At 73.0% G+C, this 16,049-nt stretch carries 6 protein-coding genes and 1 pseudogene; 5 read left to right on the forward strand and 2 right to left on the reverse strand.

From position 1 onward, the window contains the following. Positions 1-207: 207 nt before the first annotated feature. Positions 208-3,926 (reverse strand): annotated as a pseudogene (gene metH / locus QSJ97_RS03470) (methionine synthase). A 12-nt stretch (positions 3,927-3,938) separates the two neighbouring features. Beyond that, on the reverse strand, positions 3,939-4,838 hold the full coding sequence (gene metF, locus QSJ97_RS03480) for a methylenetetrahydrofolate reductase [NAD(P)H] (protein ID WP_285670161.1): 900 nt from the start codon (positions 4,836-4,838) through the stop codon (positions 3,939-3,941). Between the two features lie 1,450 nt (positions 4,839-6,288). On the opposite strand from metF, the gene QSJ97_RS03485 reads away from it, so the two are divergent. From QSJ97_RS03485 to QSJ97_RS03505, 5 genes are all read left to right on the forward strand, one after another. Continuing rightward, positions 6,289-9,282: a DUF4214 domain-containing protein gene (locus QSJ97_RS03485; protein ID WP_285670162.1), complete on the forward strand. Its 2,994-nt coding sequence runs from the start codon at positions 6,289-6,291 to the stop codon at positions 9,280-9,282. Positions 9,283-9,453: 171 nt separating this feature from the next. Continuing rightward, positions 9,454-12,750: an ATP-binding protein gene (locus tag QSJ97_RS03490; protein WP_285670163.1), complete on the forward strand. Its 3,297-nt coding sequence runs from the start codon at positions 9,454-9,456 to the stop codon at positions 12,748-12,750. Then, positions 12,716-13,996, forward strand: a complete 1,281-nt coding sequence (locus QSJ97_RS03495; RefSeq protein WP_285670164.1) for a YcaO-like family protein — start codon at positions 12,716-12,718, stop codon at positions 13,994-13,996. The genes QSJ97_RS03490 and QSJ97_RS03495 overlap by 35 nt, the downstream gene beginning before the upstream one ends. Then, the gene (locus tag QSJ97_RS03500) at positions 13,993-14,736 is read left to right on the forward strand and encodes a TfuA-like protein (RefSeq protein ID WP_285670165.1); all 744 of its coding nucleotides are present in this window, start codon (positions 13,993-13,995) and stop codon (positions 14,734-14,736) included. Before QSJ97_RS03495 ends, QSJ97_RS03500 begins: the two co-directional genes overlap by 4 nt. Before the next feature lie 27 nt (positions 14,737-14,763). Continuing rightward, complete coding sequence (locus QSJ97_RS03505; protein WP_285670166.1) at positions 14,764-15,984, forward strand: gluzincin family metallopeptidase; 1,221 nt, start codon at positions 14,764-14,766, stop codon at positions 15,982-15,984. Positions 15,985-16,049 lie beyond the last annotated feature (65 nt).

A 16,049-nucleotide genomic window follows, 5' to 3' on the forward strand; every position in this document is an offset into this window, starting at 1 on the left:
TGCGGATCGGGCGCCGGGGAGCGCCGGGGCGCGGCATCGGGTAGGCGGGCGCGGGGCCGGGCCAGGCGGCCGTCGGAGACGGGCTTCCGGCGAAGAACCCGTTATCCGGCAGGGGGATGGCCAGCGCCCTGGCCGGGCCGGCGGGCGGTTGCCGCGAGGCCGGGCGCCGGGGCGGCGGGGCAGCGCCGCGGCGGATGGCGGGTGCGCTCAGGCCGACTTGCGGGGCGGTGCGCCGGCCTCGCGGCCGGGCTCGTAGGCGAGGTTGGGCGAGAGCCAGCGCTCGACCTCGGCCCGGTCCATGCCCTTGCGGCGGGCATAGTCGGCGACCTGGTCGGCGCCGATGCGCCCGACGCCGAAATAGGCCGCCTCGGGATGCGCGAGATAGAGCCCGGAGACCGCCGCCGCGGGCCACATCGCGCAGGACTCGGTGAGCTCGATCCCGGTGTGCCGTCCGGCGTTCAGCAGGCGCAGCAGCGTGCGCTTCTCGGTATGGTCCGGGCAGGCCGGATAGCCCGGCGCCGGGCGGATGCCGCGATAACGCTCGGCGATCAGGTCCGCGCCCGAGAGCGCCTCCTCCGGCGCATAGCCCCAGAGCGCGCGGCGCACCCGGGCATGCATGTACTCGGCGAAGGCCTCGGCGAGCCGGTCGGCCAGCGCCTGCACCAGGATCGCGGAATAGTCGTCGCCATCGGCCTTGAAGCGGCCGGCGATCTCGTGCGCCTCGGGGCCGGCGGTGACCGCGAAGCCGCCGATCCAGTCCGCCATGCCGCCGGCATCGGGATGCGGCGCGACGAAATCGGCGAGGCAGAAATGCGCGCGCCCGCCGGATTTCGCGCCCTGCTGGCGCAGCATGTGGAAGGTCGCCGCCGGCTGGCGCCGGTCCTCCCCGGTCCAGACCGTGATGTCGTCGCCGTCGCGGTTGGCCGGCCAGAGCCCGACCACGGCGCGCGGGCGCAGCCATTTCCCCTCGTGCATGCGCTCGAGCATCGCGGTCGCCGCGGCGTGCAGCTCGCGCGCCGCCTCGCCCTGCGCGGGATCGGCGAGGATCTCCGGGAAGGTGCCCTTCATCTCCCAGGTCCAGAAGAACGGCGACCAGTCGATATAGGGCACCAGCTCCTTGAGCCCGACGCCGTCGAAGACCTGGAGGCCGGTGGTGTTGGGCCGTTCCGGGCGGTGCGCGGCGCCGCGGAAGGCGTTGGCGCGGGCCGCCGCGATCGGCACCGTGGGCCGCGGCCTGCCGCTGCCGCCGCGCGCGCGGGCACTCTCCTGCTCGGCGGCGATCTCGGCGAGGAACTGCGGCCGGCGCTCGGCCGAGAGCAGCCGCGAGACCACGCCGACCGCCCGCGAGGCGTCGTCGACATGCACCACGCCATGGGCGTATTCCGGCGCGATCCTGAGCGCGGTGTGCTTCTTCGAGGTGGTGGCGCCGCCGATCAGCAGCGGGATCTCGAGCCCGGCGCGGGTCATCTCGGCGGCGACCTCGACCATGCGGTCGAGCGAGGGGGTGATCAGGCCGGACAGCCCGATGGCATCGACCTTCTCGCGCTTTGCCGTTGCGATGATGTCCTCGGTCGACACCATCACGCCGAGATCGACGATGTCGTAGTTGTTGCACTGCAGCACGACGCCGACGATGTTCTTGCCGATGTCGTGGACATCGCCCTTCACCGTGGCCATCAGCAGCCTGCCCTTGGCCGAGCTGTCGCCGGTGCGGCGCTTCTCCTCCTCCATGTAGGGGATCAGGTGGCCGACCGCCTGCTTCATCACCCGGGCGGATTTCACCACCTGGGGCAGGAACATGCGGCCGTCGCCGAACAGTTCGCCGACGATGTTCATCCCGTCCATCAGCGGGCCCTCGATCACGTGCAGCGGGCGTTCGGCCGCCTGGCGGGCCTCCTCGGTATCGTCGATCACATGGTCGGTGATGCCGTGCACCAGCGCGTGCGAGAGCCGCTCCGCCACTGGCGCCTCGCGCCATTTCGGGTCCGACTTCTTCTGCGCCTCGCCCTTGTCGCGATAGTCGTCGGCGATCGCCAGCAGCCGGTCGGTGGCATCGTCCCGGCGGTTCAGCAGCACGTCCTCGACATGCGCGCGCAGGGTCTCGGGGATGTCGTCGTAGACGGTGATCTGCCCGGCATTGAGGATCGCCATGTCGAGCCCGGCGCGGATCCCGTGATAGAGGAAGGCGGAATGCATCGCCTCGCGCACCGGGTTGTTGCCGCGGAAGCTGAAGGAGACGTTGGAGAGCCCGCCCGAGACGCTGGCATGGGGCAGCCGCGCCTTGATCATCCGCGTCGCCTCGAAGAAGGCCACGGCATAGTCGTTGTGCTCCTCGATCCCGGTCGCCACCGCGAAGATGTTGGGGTCGAAGATGATCTCCCAGGGGTCGAAGCCGGCCCTGTCGAGCAGCAGGTGATAGGCCCGCTCGCAGATCGCGAACTTGTGCGCCGCGGTCTCGGCCTGGCCGTCCTCGTCGAAGGCCATCACCACCACCGCGGCGCCGAAGCGGCGCACGGTGCGGGCCTGCTCGAGGAAGGCCGCCTCGCCCTCCTTGAGCGAGATCGAGTTGACCACCGGCTTGCCCTGCAGGCATTTCAGCCCGGCCTCGATCACCTCGAACTTCGAGCTGTCGACCATCACCGGCACGCGGGAGATGTCGGGCTCGGCGGCGATCAGGTTGAGGAAGACGCGCATCGCCGCCTCGGAATCGAGCAGCCCCTCGTCCATGTTGACGTCGATGATCTGCGCGCCGTTCTCGACCTGGTTGCGCGCCACCTCGACGGCGGCGGGGAAGTCGTCCTCGAGGATCAGCTTCTTGAACCGCGCCGAGCCGGTGACATTGGTCCGCTCGCCGATGTTGATGAACCGTGCGGTGCTCATGCCGCGGCCTCCTTCTCGAACATCTCGAGCCCCGAGAGCCGCAGCCGGGCCGGCCGCTCGGGGATCGCGCGGGGCGGCTTGCCGGCCACCGCATCGGCGATCGCGCGGATATGCTCGGGCGTGGTGCCGCAGCAGCCGCCGACGAGGTTGACCAGCCCGGCATCGGCCCATTCGCCGAGATGCGCCGCGGTCTGCTCCGGCGTCTCGTCATAGCCGCCCATCTCGTTCGGCAGCCCGGCATTGGGATAGGCCGAGATGCGGGTGTCGGCGACCTCGGCCAGCGCGCGGATATGCGGGCGCATCTCGCCGGCGCCGAGGGCGCAGTTGAGCCCCACCGAGAACGGCCGGGCATGCGACAGCGAGACCCAGAAGGCCTCCGGCGTCTGCCCGGTCAGGGTGCGCCCCGAGCGGTCGGTGATGGTGCCCGAGATCATCAGCGGCGGCACCGCCAGCCCCTCCTCGCGCAGCATCGCGATGGCATAGAGCGCGGCCTTGGCGTTGAGCGTGTCGAACACGGTCTCGACCAGCAGCAGGTCGACGCCGCCCAGCACCAGCGCCCGCGCCGCCTCGCCATAGGCCGCGGCGAGCCCGTCGAAGGTGACCTTGCGCACCCCCGGATCGTTGACATCCGGGCTGATCGAGGCGGTCTGGTTGGTCGGCCCGATGGCGCCGGCGACCCAGCGCGGGCGCTCCGGCGTGGCCCGCGACGCGGCCGCCTCGCGGGCGAGCCGGGCCGATGCGGCGTTGAGCTCGGCGACATGCGCCTCGAGCCCGTAATCGGCCTGGCTGATCGCCGTCGCCGAGAAGGTGTTGGTGCAGACGATGTCGGCGCCGGCATCGAGGAAGCTCTCGTGGATGGCGCGGATCATCTCCGGCGCGGTCAGCGACAGCAGCTCGTTGTTGCCGCCCACGTCCTGCGGATGGCCGGCGAAGCGGGTGCCGCGATAGGCGGCCTCGTCCGGCTTCGCGGCCTGGATCATCGTGCCCATGGCGCCGTCGAGCACCAGGATGCGCTCAGCGGCATGGCGGCGAATGTCGTCGGTCATCGGAGCCCCCCTTCAGGCAGCCTGCGGCCCGGCGCCGGTGCGCTCCGGCCGGAGCGCCCGGCACAGCGCGACGCTGACCTCGGCGCGGTTCAGGCTGTAGATGTGAAAATCGGTTAGTCCCGCGGCGGCGAGGCGCCGGCACTGCTCGGTCGCGACCGCGGCGGCGAGCCCGGCCCGGCGCGCCGGGTCGGCGTCGAGCCCCTCGAACATGCCCGCCAGCCAGCGCGGGATCGCGGCGCCGCAGGTCTCGGAGAACCGCCGGAGCCGCCCGAAATGGCTGACCGGCATGATCCCCGGCACGATCGGCCGGTCGATCCCGGCGGCGCGGGCGCGGTCGACGAAGCGCAGCACCGTATCGGTGTCGAAGCAATACTGGGTGATCGCCCGCCGCGCGCCGGCATCGAACTTGCGCCTGAGGTTGTCGAGATCCGCCGCGGCGCTGGCCGCCTCGGGATGCACCTCGGGATAGGCGGCCACCGAGATGTCGAAATCGGCGATGCGCATCAGCCCGGCGACCAGATCGGCGGCATGGCGATAGCCGCCCCCGGGCGGATGAGGGGCGCCGCCGGCCGGCGGATCGCCGCGCAGCGCCACGATGCGCCGGATGCCGGCGGCCCGGAGCGCGCGGGCCTCGTCGTCGATCTCCGCGCGCCGCGCGCCGATGCAGGTGAGGTGCTGCGCCACCGGCAGGCCGGTGCGCGCGGCGACCCGCTCGACCACGCCGCGGGTGCGGTCCCGCGTGGTGCCGCCGGCGCCATGGGTCACCGAGAAGCCCTCCGGGCCGAGCGCCGCCAGGCGGTCGACCACGCGGTCGAGCTGCGCCAGCCCCTCGGGCGTCCGCGGCGGGAACAGCTCGAAGGAGAAGCGGATGCCTGCGGCATCGGGCCCGGCAATGGGGCTGTGTCTGGTCATGCCATCCGCCTGCCGGGGCGGAGGCGCGGCGCCGCCCGCCTCATTCCGGCATCCGGGATGGCTGGGTGCCCCGGGCGAGCGGCGCGGCATCGGCCGCCTCTCCCCGCCTGCCCGGGCCGCGCATCATCCTGCCGCGATACCCGGCCGGGGCGCCGCCCGCGCGCCGCCCGTCATGGGCCGCACCGGGGCCTGCGCGCCGCCTCCCGCAATGCCTGCGCGGCTGCGCGGCCATCGCCGCCGGCGCCGGCACCCCGAAGCCGGGCGCCTGCACCGCCTCGCGGCAGAGGCGCGGCGGGCCGTGGCGGTTGCGGAGGGGCCGGAGCGCACCCGCCGGCACGCCGGCCCGGCACGGCGCGGCGAGGACGACACGCCCGCCCGGCTTCAGCGCGCGAAAGGCCCCGGCCGGCATCGCCGCGCGCCGGAAGGGCGGCAGGGTCGCGTCCGGGCTCCGGACCGGGCTGGGGCTGGCACCGGGCTTGGGATTGGTCTCGATGACGCCGGGCACGACGCGGCGGCGCCCGGAGCGCCTCGCCCCGCGGCTCCCGGCCCGGCCAATGTCGTCCCGCGGCCCGGCGATCTCCGGATGGGCGCTGGTGCGGGCGGTGCGGCGGGCGCGCGGCGGGGCGCTGCCGGGCCGCGCCTCGCCCCCGGCGCGGGCCGCCCGGCCGAACGGCCCGTCCCGCTTCGCCGCGCATGACGGGATGCCGTCGCCGCGGGGACCGGTCGCGCGTTCGCCCGGCGGCCGCGCGCTGCGGCTCTGCCGGTCGAGGGCGCGCGCGGTGTTCGCGCTCATGGCTGGCATCGCTTCGGTCCCCTCCGAGGTCCCGGCGCCGGTCCGCCGCGGGGCGGCGCAGGCGTCGTGTTCTGCCGGGCTGCTGCGGGCCGGCATGCGGTGGATCGGCTCCGGACACGGAACCCGTTCGGCAATTCTCCCGGCCCGGCTGCGGGCCCGCGCGCCCGGCGCCGGGCATGCAGGCGGCGCCGGCCGGCCGCGCCCCGCAGCCCCTGCCCGGGACGGAGACGCGGGCGCGCACGCCTGCCGGCGTCGCGGGCGGAGGCACCCTGCCCGCCCGATCCGGCAGCGGCGATACTAACCGCACAAAACGACATTACAACAGCCGGATGCGACATTTGCTGCTCTGCAACAGCCGCCTGCCCGGCAAGCCGTTCATATTGAAACGGGATTTGCGCTCGCGGCGGTCCTGCAATGCACCCCGATCTGCCCCGAACTGCCGCCGGCGCCGGCCACCGCATGGCCCAGGCGGCGCAGCCATCGCCATGCCGGCCGCCGGAGTGCCCGCGGATGCCGACAAACCGCCGGGCAATCGCCGATTCGTGGTGAATGCGCTACAGTGACCCGGCGTCATCACGCGGATTCCGGAAATCCGTGCCTGCCCCGCGTAACAGCGGAAGCGGGGGGTTCGATGATGGTCACTCGGGAAACGGCAACATGAACATCACCTTCGGCGAAGACACCACCCCGATCGGCACGGTCAATCCGGCCTATGCCCTCGACGGCGGAAACCGGATCAGCTTCGGCGGCGTCATCGCCATCGACGGCGCCACGGCGAGCTCGCCGGCGCTCTCGGGCCGCGGCGGCTTCGGCACCGACAGCCTGATCCAGCTCGCCAAGCCGGTGACCTCGCTGGCCTTCGACATCGGCCAGCTCAACGACCCCAACGGCGTGGTGATCTCGGTGTTCGACCAGGACCTGAAGGAGATCCGCCGCATCGTCACCCCCGGCGGCGACGTGCACGAGCGCATCGAGATCGAGGTGTCCGACGACGGCTCGCTGCGCGAGGGCATCTTCCGCGTGGTGATCGATCCGCAGGACTTCGAGGAGAACGGCGTCGTCATCGACAATGTCGCGGTCGGCCCGCTGGCGCCGATCGACCAGCCCCCGGCGATCGGCGATCCGTGGTTCTGGACCGAGTTCTACGAGGAGGTGGTGCTCGACAATCACCGGGTGCACCGGCTCGGCGACATCCACGGCAGGGCGCTCGGCACCGTGCTGGCCAGCGATTTCATGGCGAGCGGGGAAAACGACGCGCATTACTTCACCCTCGCCAACAACACCGAGACGCAGGCCCGGGTCACCTTCGAGCTCTTCAACCCGCGCTTTCCGGACAATGTCCGGACCTTCGAGAAGAGCTTCGGCCCCGGCACCAACAGCTTCACGGTGGAGGAGGACGATGTCAGCGGCGATTTCTTCGGCACCTACAAGCTGCGGCTGAAGGCGGTGGACGGCGTCGAGGCGCCGGAATCCAGCACGCCCTTCAAGCTCGCCGGCATCCTGCGCCAGCTCGGCATCAACCAGGCGACGATGATCGCCGAGATCAACGCGCTCACCAAGGCCGCCGACAGCGCCGACGACCTCGCCGCCCGCTTCGGTTCCTTTGCCGCCAAGTTCAAGTGGGGCGGCCGGGTGCTCGGCTCGGTGATCCGCATCGAGAAGGTCTGGAATGCCGACGACAAGGGCCAGGAGCTATTCATCCAGATCGCCGATGCGCTGCTGCTGCATGCCGCGGTCTGGGCCGGCGGCGCGGCCGGCACGGTGGCCTCGGGCGGCGTCGGCGCGCCGATCCTCGGGCCGGTGGGGGGATTTCTCTCCGGGCTGACCTATTCGGCGCTGGTGAGCGACAGCGTGCGCCCGCTGCTCGCCCAGCTCTATCAGGAGGTGAAGGCCTCGACCGAGGTCGAGGGCGCCCAGCAGCTCGCCCTGGCGCTCGCGGCGGCGGAGGCGGCGGCCGAGGAGCTCTCGATCACCGACGCCCTCGCCGGGCAGGATCTCTCCGGCGGGCCGGCCTTCGATGCCGGCTACTACCTCGCGCAGAACCCCGCGGTGGCGGAGGCGCTGACCCGCGGCGAGCTCGCCTCGGCCTATGCGCATTATCTGGCGGAGGGCGCCGCGGCGGGCCTCACCACCCATCCCGACCAGGCCGAGCCGCCCGACGCGGATGCGCTGATCGGCCTCGGTTCCGGCATCGGCGCCACCGACCGGCCGGAGATCTACCGCCCGCTGGAGGCGTATTTCAACGGCGACGAGACCAGCGCCCCGGAGCTCGCGCTCTATGACATGATCGAGACGCTGACGCCCGAGGGGTTCCTCAACACGCTGCATCCCGACGTGAAGCTCTCCGCCCTCGCCAACCGCACCGCCTGGGACATCGTGCACAACAACGGCCTGCTGGATTTCGGCGAGGTCACGGCGCTCGATAATTTCGGCGAGCTCTACGCCATCGGCAGCTCGGCGGTGGATATCTGGTTCGGCGGGGTCGACCGCAACCCGACCACCGAGTTCCGCATCTTCGCGGTGCAGCCGGAGGACGGCACGGCGGAGGGCGCCTTCGCGGCGCTGCAGGCGGATTTCGGGTTCCTCGCGGAGATGACCTATTATGTCGGGACCCGGAAGCCGGTGATGGCCGTCGGCGAGTATGGCGGGGTCTGGGTGGTGGTCGCGTCCGAGCGCTACAATTCCGGCCCCGGCGCGGTCCGCCTCGACGGCCCGCACGAGATCGCGCAGCGCGGCGGGCAGGCGGCGGACGAGATGGATCTCGGCGCCTGGGCCGGCGCGCTGCACGGGCTGGAGGGCGACGACCGGCTCACCTCGGGCATCTTCGGCGGCACGCTCGACGGCGGCGAGGGCGACGACGAGCTCTACGGGCGCGGCGGCGACGACCTGCTGCTCGGCGGCCCGGGCGCCGACATCCTGAACGGCGGCGCCGGCACCGACACCGCCAGCTATGCCGGGCGCGCGGCCGGCGTCGCGCTGGATCTGACCGGCGCGCGGCTCGGCACCGGCGAGGTCGAGGACGACGTGCTGCTCTCGATCGAGACCCTGCTGCTGACCGATGCCGACGACGAGGTCACGCTGCGCGATGCCGGCGCCATGACGGTCGAGGCCGGCGCCGGCACCGACACCATCATCTATGCCGGCCCGCGCGGCGACTACACGCCCGACCTGATGCCCGGCGGCGCGGTCACGGTCGCCAAGCCCGGCGGCGCGGTCGACACGCTGATCGGGGTCGAGCGCATCGCGCTCGCCGACGGCACGCTGCTCTACGACCTGGCCTTCGACGCGCCGACGCAGCAGCTCTACCGGATCTACCAGGCGAGCTATGCCCGGGTGCCGGACGAAGGCGGCCTGCGCTTCTGGGACACGGTGAACGAGGGGCTCAGCCTCACCGCGCTCGCCGAGGCGTTCCGCAGCTCCCCCGAGTTCGCCGAGAAATACGGCACCGACATCCCGGACGACACCTATGCCGAGACGCTCTATCGCAACGTGCTGCAGCGCGAGCCCGACGGGCCGGGGCTGGCCTTCTGGCAGGGCATCCTGGCCAACGGCACGCTTGACCGGAACCAGCTGCTGCTGGCCTTTGCCGACAGCGCCGAGAACCTGCTGCTCACCGAGCCCAACATCGCGGAGGGCTACTGGGTGGTCTGACGCCCGGCGCCGCCGGCGGCGGGCTGGATCGCGCCGCCCGCGGCGGCGGGGCTCGCGCGGGCCGCCGCGCCCGGCCGCTGCCGCCGCCCGCTCCGGCGAACTGGCGCCTTGCCTTGCCCCCGGGATCGGGGTTTCCTTGACGCTGCGAAACCGGCCCGCGGGGCGAACGAGTTGAGTGCCACCCAACGCATCTGCCGCGAGTGTTCCTGCCCGCTCCCGGCTGCCGCCAGGTTCTGCCCCTCCTGCGGGAGGAAGGCGGCGCCGGGCTGCGCCTCCTGCGGCGCCGAGCTCGATGCCGCCGACCGCTTCTGCCGCGGCTGCGGCGCGCCCCAGCAGGCCGACGGGCCGGCCCCGGCGGCGGATGGCGAGCACCGGATGCTGACCATCATGTTCTCCGATCTCATGGGCTCCACCAATCTCTCGATGGTGCTCGACCCGGAGGACATGCGCGAGGTGCTGCGCCGCTACCAGGAGGCCTGCGCCGCGGCGATCACCGGCCATGACGGGATGATCGCCAACTATCTCGGCGACGGCGTGCTCGCCTATTTCGGCTATCCGATGGCGCTCGAGGACGCCGCCATCCGCGCCGCCGATGCCGCGCGCCGGATCGTCGCCGAGGCGGCGCGCATCGACGGCGAGATCTCGGCCCGGATGCCGGCGCGGATCAACGTGCGCGTCGCCCTGCATGCGGGCATGGTGCTGGTCGGCGAGATGGGCAGCGGCGAGGCGCGGGACCGGCATTCGGTCGTCGGCGCGCTGCCCAACGTGGCGGCGCGGCTGCAGGAGCTGGCGCCGACCAACGGCGTGGTGATCAGCGACAAGGTGCGGCGGCGGCTGGGCGATGCCTTCGAGGTGACGCCGATGGGCGCGCACCGGCTGAAGGGGGTCTCCGGCGAGGTCAAGGTCTATGGCCTCGGCCCGCGCCGGCGGGCGGCCCGGCCGGATGCCGATGGCGCCGCGCCGGAGATCTACGGCCGCGCCTTCGAGCTCGGCCTCCTGCACCGGACATGGGAGACCCATCGCGCCACCGGCCGTGGCGGCATCGTCACGGTCGAGGGCGAGCCGGGGGTCGGCAAGTCGGGCCTGCTGCGGCGCTTCCTGCACGATCTCGCGCCATCCGGCCCCGAGCTGATGCTCTTCAACGGTGCCATCGCCGACCGCGAGGCGCCGTTCAGCAGCCTCTGGTCGATGCTCGACCGGCACCACCTGCCCGCCGGTGCGGCAGGCCGCGAGGCGCGCGAGGCGGCGCTGCTCGACTGGTTCGCCGCGCAGGGCTGCGCCGGCGAGGGGTTCCGCGCGGCGGTCCTCGCGCTGCGGCGCTCGGCGCTGCACCATCTCGAGGACCGCGGCGACGCCGCCGATCTCCGGGCCGACATCTTCGCGGCCTTCCGCCGGTATCTGGCCGGGCGCGCGCGGCCGCTGCTGGTGGTGCTCGAGGATGCGCACTGGATCGACCCCTCGACGCTCGAGATGATCGACGGCGCGCTGCGCGCCGGGCATGGCGACCCGGACCATCTGATGCTGGTGATGACGCGCACCGGCCGGCGCTTTCCCTGGAGCCGGCGCTCGGCGATGAATGTCGCGCTGTCGGGGCTCGACGAGGACGCCTGCCACGGCATCGTCCGGCGCGTCGCCGGGGGCGTGCCGCCCGACCGGGCGCTGACCGCGCAGATCGCGGCGCTGGCCAACGGGCTGCCGCTCTTCGTCGAGGAGATGGCGCGGATGCTGATCCAGCGGGATCTCGTGAAGGTCTCGCAGGGCCGGCTCAGGATGCGCGACATCGCCGCCGAGATGCCGACGCCGGGCACCCTGATGGACCTGCTGACGGCGCGGCTCGACTCGCTGGGCGATGCCAAGCCGCTGGCGCAGGCGGCGGCGGTGCTCGGGCGCATCGTCACGGCCGAGGCGCTGGCCGCGGTGATGCAGCGGAGCGCCGACCGGGTCGACGAGGGGCTCGGCCGCCTGCTCGACGCCACGGTGCTCGAGCCCGACCGCTCGGGCACCCGGTTCCAGTTCCGCCACGCGCTGTTCCAGAAGGCGGCCTACGAGACCCTGCTGAAGAGCCGGCGCGCGCTGCTCCACGGCGCCTTCGTCGACTGGCTGCAGTCGCGCCCGCCCGGCGCCGGCGACGCCGCGCCGGAGATCCTCGCCTGGCACTGCTTCGGCGCGCGGCGCCATGCCGAGGCGGCGGCGCATTACCGCGATGCCGGGCTGCTCGCCGCCCGGACCGGCGCCAACCGGGAGGCGGCGGCCCATTTCAAGCGGGCGCTGGAGGCGACCCGCCTGGCCGCGCCGGATGCCGCCGAGACCGCGGCGGTGCTGGAGCTGCAGGTGCGGCTCGCCGGCGCGCTGCTGAGCGCCGACGGCCCCGGCGCCGAGAGCACCGCGGAGGCCTACGAGACGGCGATCGGGATCTGCGAGCGGGTGCCGGAATCGCGCTGGCATTTCCCGGCCTACTGGGGTTGGTGGCGGATCTCGACCAACTTCCCGGTGATGAGCCGGCGCGCGGCGCGGATCGTCGCGGTCGCCGACCGCATGCAGGACCCGGAGTTCAAGCTGCAGGCGCTGCACTGCATGTGGGCCAACACCTTCCAGATCGGCGCGCTCGACGACACCCTCGACCATGCCGCGCGCGGGCTGGCGCTCTACCGGCCCGAGATCTCGGCCGAGCAGAGCATCCTGTTCGGCGGGCACGACTGCAAGGTCTGCGGCCACGGCCAGATCGCGCTGACCCGCTGGCTGAAGGGCGAGGGCGACGCCGCGGCCGGCGATGTCCGGCTGGCGATCCGGCATGGCGAGGCGCTGGGCCACGAGGGCAGCCTGCTCCACGCGCTCGACATCGCGGTGACGCTGCACTGCCATCTGCGCGCGGCGGCTGCGATGACCGCGACGGCGGCGCGGCTGATCGCGCTCGGCGACACCGCGCGGCTCGAGGAATACGTCGCCAAGGGGCAGTTCTTCGAGGGCTGGGCGGTCTGCGGCGCCGGCGACCTGCGGGCCGGGCTCGGGCGCATGAACGCCGCGCTCGCGGTGCTGGAGGCGGTGACCACCAACGAGGACTTCCCGCTGTTCCACAGCCTGCGCGCCTCGGCGATGCGCCGGCTCGGCGATCTCGACGGCGCCGCCGGGGCGATCGCGGCGGCCCGGTCGATCATCGCCAGCGAGGGCGTGACCTACTGGGCCGCGGAGATCGAGCGCCAGGAGGCCGAGACCGAGATGGCCCGCGCCGCGCCGGATCACGATGCCGTCGCGGCGCGGCTCGAGGCCGGCCGCCGGATCGCGCATGGCCAGGGCGCGCTGGCGCTCGCGCTGCGCAACGCGCAGTCCGCCGCGGCATGGCACGAACGGCAGGGCGCGGCGGCGGCGGCGCGCGAGGCACTGGCACCGGTGCTGGCGCGGTTCCCGGCGGCGGCCGGCGGGCGCGATCTGGCGGATGCGCGGGCCGCGCTGGCCCGGCTCGGCGGCTGAGGCGATGGTGGCGGACGATCCCGGGCCGACGGGCGACAAGCGCTACCGGCGCGGCACCCGGCGCAGCTGCACGCCGGCCGAGACCTGGGCGCGGCTGCGGCCGCTGCTGCCGGTCTTCGGCATCACCCGGGTCGCCAACCTGACCGGGCTCGACCGCATCGGCATCCCGGTGTTCCAGGCCTGCCGGCCCAATGCGCGCTCGCTCTCGGTCTACCAGGGCAAGGGGCTGGACGCCGATGCCGCGCGGGTCTCGGCGGTGATGGAGGCGATCGAGACGCATTGCGCCGAGGCGATCCACGCGCCGCTGGTCTTCGCCAGCGCCGAGGCGATCCGCTTCTCGCATCCGCTGGTCGATGTCGAGCGGCTGCCGCTGACCGATCCGGCCGGGTTCGACCCCTATCGCCCGATCATGTGGATCGAGGGCGAGGAGCTGCTGGCGGGCGGCCCGCGCTGGCTGCCCTTCGAGATGGTGCATGCCAATTATGCCCTGCCCGAGCCGCCGCAATCGGGCGTGCTGACGGCGACGACCAACGGCCTCGCCTCCGGCAACACCCGCGACGAGGCGCTGCTGCATGCGCTGCTCGAGGTGATCGAGCGCGATGCCGAGACGCTCTGGAAGCTCGGGCCGCAGGGCTGGGGCAGCGAGACCGCGATCGACCCGGCGGGCATCGACGACCCGCATTGCCGGGCGCTGATCGCGCGGTTCGCCGCGGCGCGGATCGACCTCGCGATCTGGGACATCACCTCCGACACCGGCGTGCCGGCCTTCCTCGCGATGATCGACGATCCCAGCGGCGAGACCGGGGCGCCCGAGATCGGCGCCGGCGCGCATCTCGCGCCCGAGGTGGCGCTGGCGCGGGCGCTGACCGAGGCGGCGCAGGCCCGGCTGACCTATATCGCCGGCGCGCGGGAGGACATCGCCGCCGAGGACTACGCGCCGGAGATCGTCGCCGAGCGGCACCGCAGGGCGCGCGCGATCATGGCCGGGCTGGCGCCGCGCCGGCGCTTCGCGGATGTGGCCGGGCGCGAGGCCGACAGCCTCGCGGAAGATGTCGCGGCGGCGCTCGCGGCGCTCGCCGCGGTGGGGATTGCCGAGGTCGTCGCGGTCGAGCTGACCGCCGCGCCCTTCGCGGTCCCGGTGATGCGCGTCGTCGTGCCGGGGCTCGAGGCCGCGCTCGAGGGGCCCGACGACGGCTATGTGCCCGGGGCCCGCGCCGCCGCCCTGCTCGCGGACGGCCCGCGATGACCGTCTGCGTGTTCCTCGGCCCGACGCTCGGCGCCGGCGAGGCTGCCGCGGTGCTCGACGCGGTGTATCTGCCGCCGGTGCGCCGCGGCGCGCTCGAGGACGCGGTGCGGGCGCATGGCGCCGATACCGTTGCGGTCATCGACGGGTATTTCGAGCAGGTCCCCGCGGTCTGGCACAAGGAGATCCTCTGGGCGCTCGGCGCCGGCGTCGATGTCTGGGGCGCCGCCAGCATGGGCGCGCTGAGGGCGGCGGAGCTGGCGCAGTTCGGCATGCGCGGCCACGGCCGGATCTACGAGAGCTACCGCAGCGGGCGTTTCGCGCCCTTCGAGACGCCCTTCGAGGACGACGACGAGGTTGCGGTGGTGCACGGGCCGGCCGGGCTCGAGGCGGTCTCCACGGTCGCGATGGTCGATATCCGGGCGACGCTGGCCGCCGCGGCGGAGGACGGCGCGATCGGTCTCGGCACCTGCCGGGCGATGGCCGCGGCGATCAAGGCGCTGTTCTACAAGGAGCGCACCTGGGCGCGCGCGCTGGCGGCTTGCCGCGGCGCCGGCATCCCGGCCGGGGCGGTCGCGGCGCTCGAGCGCCGGCTGCCGGAGGGCGCCGTCTGGCAGAAGCGCCGCGACGCCCTCGCCCTGCTCGCCCTGCTCGCCGCCGGGCCGCCGCCTGCGCCGCCGCCGCGGTTCCGCTTCGAGCGCACGCTGCTCTGGGAGATTGCGCACGGACGTTACGTCACCTAGGCTGGGAGGGCGAGCGGAGGAGCCGCCATGTCGTTTTCCCTGAGTGCGTATTTCGAAGGCAGCGGCACGCGGTTCCGGCTCCATCCCCAGTCTCCCGTGCTCGAGGATTTTCGCGAGCCGGAGACGGTCTGGCTGTCCTCGCCGAGGGGCAGCCTCGCTCCCGGGCCGTCCGACCGGCGGATGTATGCGCTGACCCCGATCGCCAAGCGGCCCTATCTCGACGAGGACTGCCCGCCCTATTGCGGGCCCGTCCATCCGCCGGCCATGCCCGGGCCGGACGGGCATTTCGACCATGTCGCCCCGGACAGCCCGGCGTTCCTCGCGGTGCACATGTTCGGCTCGATCCGGCGGGTGCTCGACATCTGGGAGGTCTATTCCGGCGGCCCGGTGCCCTGGCATTTCCAGATGAGCTTTCCGCGGCTCGAGCTGATCGCCCATGTGCCCTGGAGGAACGCCCATTTCGGCAGCGGCTACTGCGAATGCGGCGAGGATGCGGACGATGCCGGCGTCATGCGGCCCTTCGCGCTCAACTTCGACATCATCGCCCACGAGGTCGGGCACGGGCTGGTCTTCGCGATCGCCGGCATTCCGCCGGTCGGGACGCTCACGACCGACTACCTGGCCTTCCACGAGTCGGCCTCGGATCTGGTGGCGATCGTCTCGGCGCTGCATTTCGAGAGCTTCGTCGATCACATCCTGCGCCGCACCAAGGGCGATCTGCATGCCGAGAACGAGCTCAACCGGATCGGCGAGCTCTCGGGCACGCGGCAGATCCGCAGCGCCTCGAACGCGCTGCGGCTGCCGGATCTCGCCTATCGCGGCAAGCCGCCGGACCAGCTGACCGGGCACCAGATCCACGAGCTCGGCCAGCCGCTGACCGGCGCCTTCTTCGATATCGGCGTCGAGTTCTTCATCGCCCGGCTGGTGGCGCTGGGCGTGGTGACGCCGGCCGAGGCGGCGCTGCTGCGGGAGGTGCAGGGGGTCGAGGATCTCGATACCGCCGAGCGCGCCCGCATCCGCGCCAGGTATCTGCAGGACCCGGCGCTGTTCCGGCGCGCGATCCGCGATGCGCGCGACATGCTCGGGCTGCGGCTGGCCCGGTCATGGCACCGGCTGCGGCCGCAGAACCTGCATTTCGGCGATGTCAGCCGCTGTTTCCTGATCAGCGACCGCGAACTGTCCGGCAGCCGCTACACGGAAAATATCCGCGAGTGCTTCGCCTGGCGTGGTATAATTGCGGACATGTGAGGGCGGCTGTTCGAGGAATAAATCCCGGATCGGTATTTGTCTTGATTTGGTATGGCCCGGCATTC

Origin of the sequence: Paralimibaculum aggregatum, assembly GCF_030270585.1 — a bacterium.
Lineage (GTDB): Bacteria > Pseudomonadota > Alphaproteobacteria > Rhodobacterales > Rhodobacteraceae > Thermohalobaculum > Thermohalobaculum aggregatum.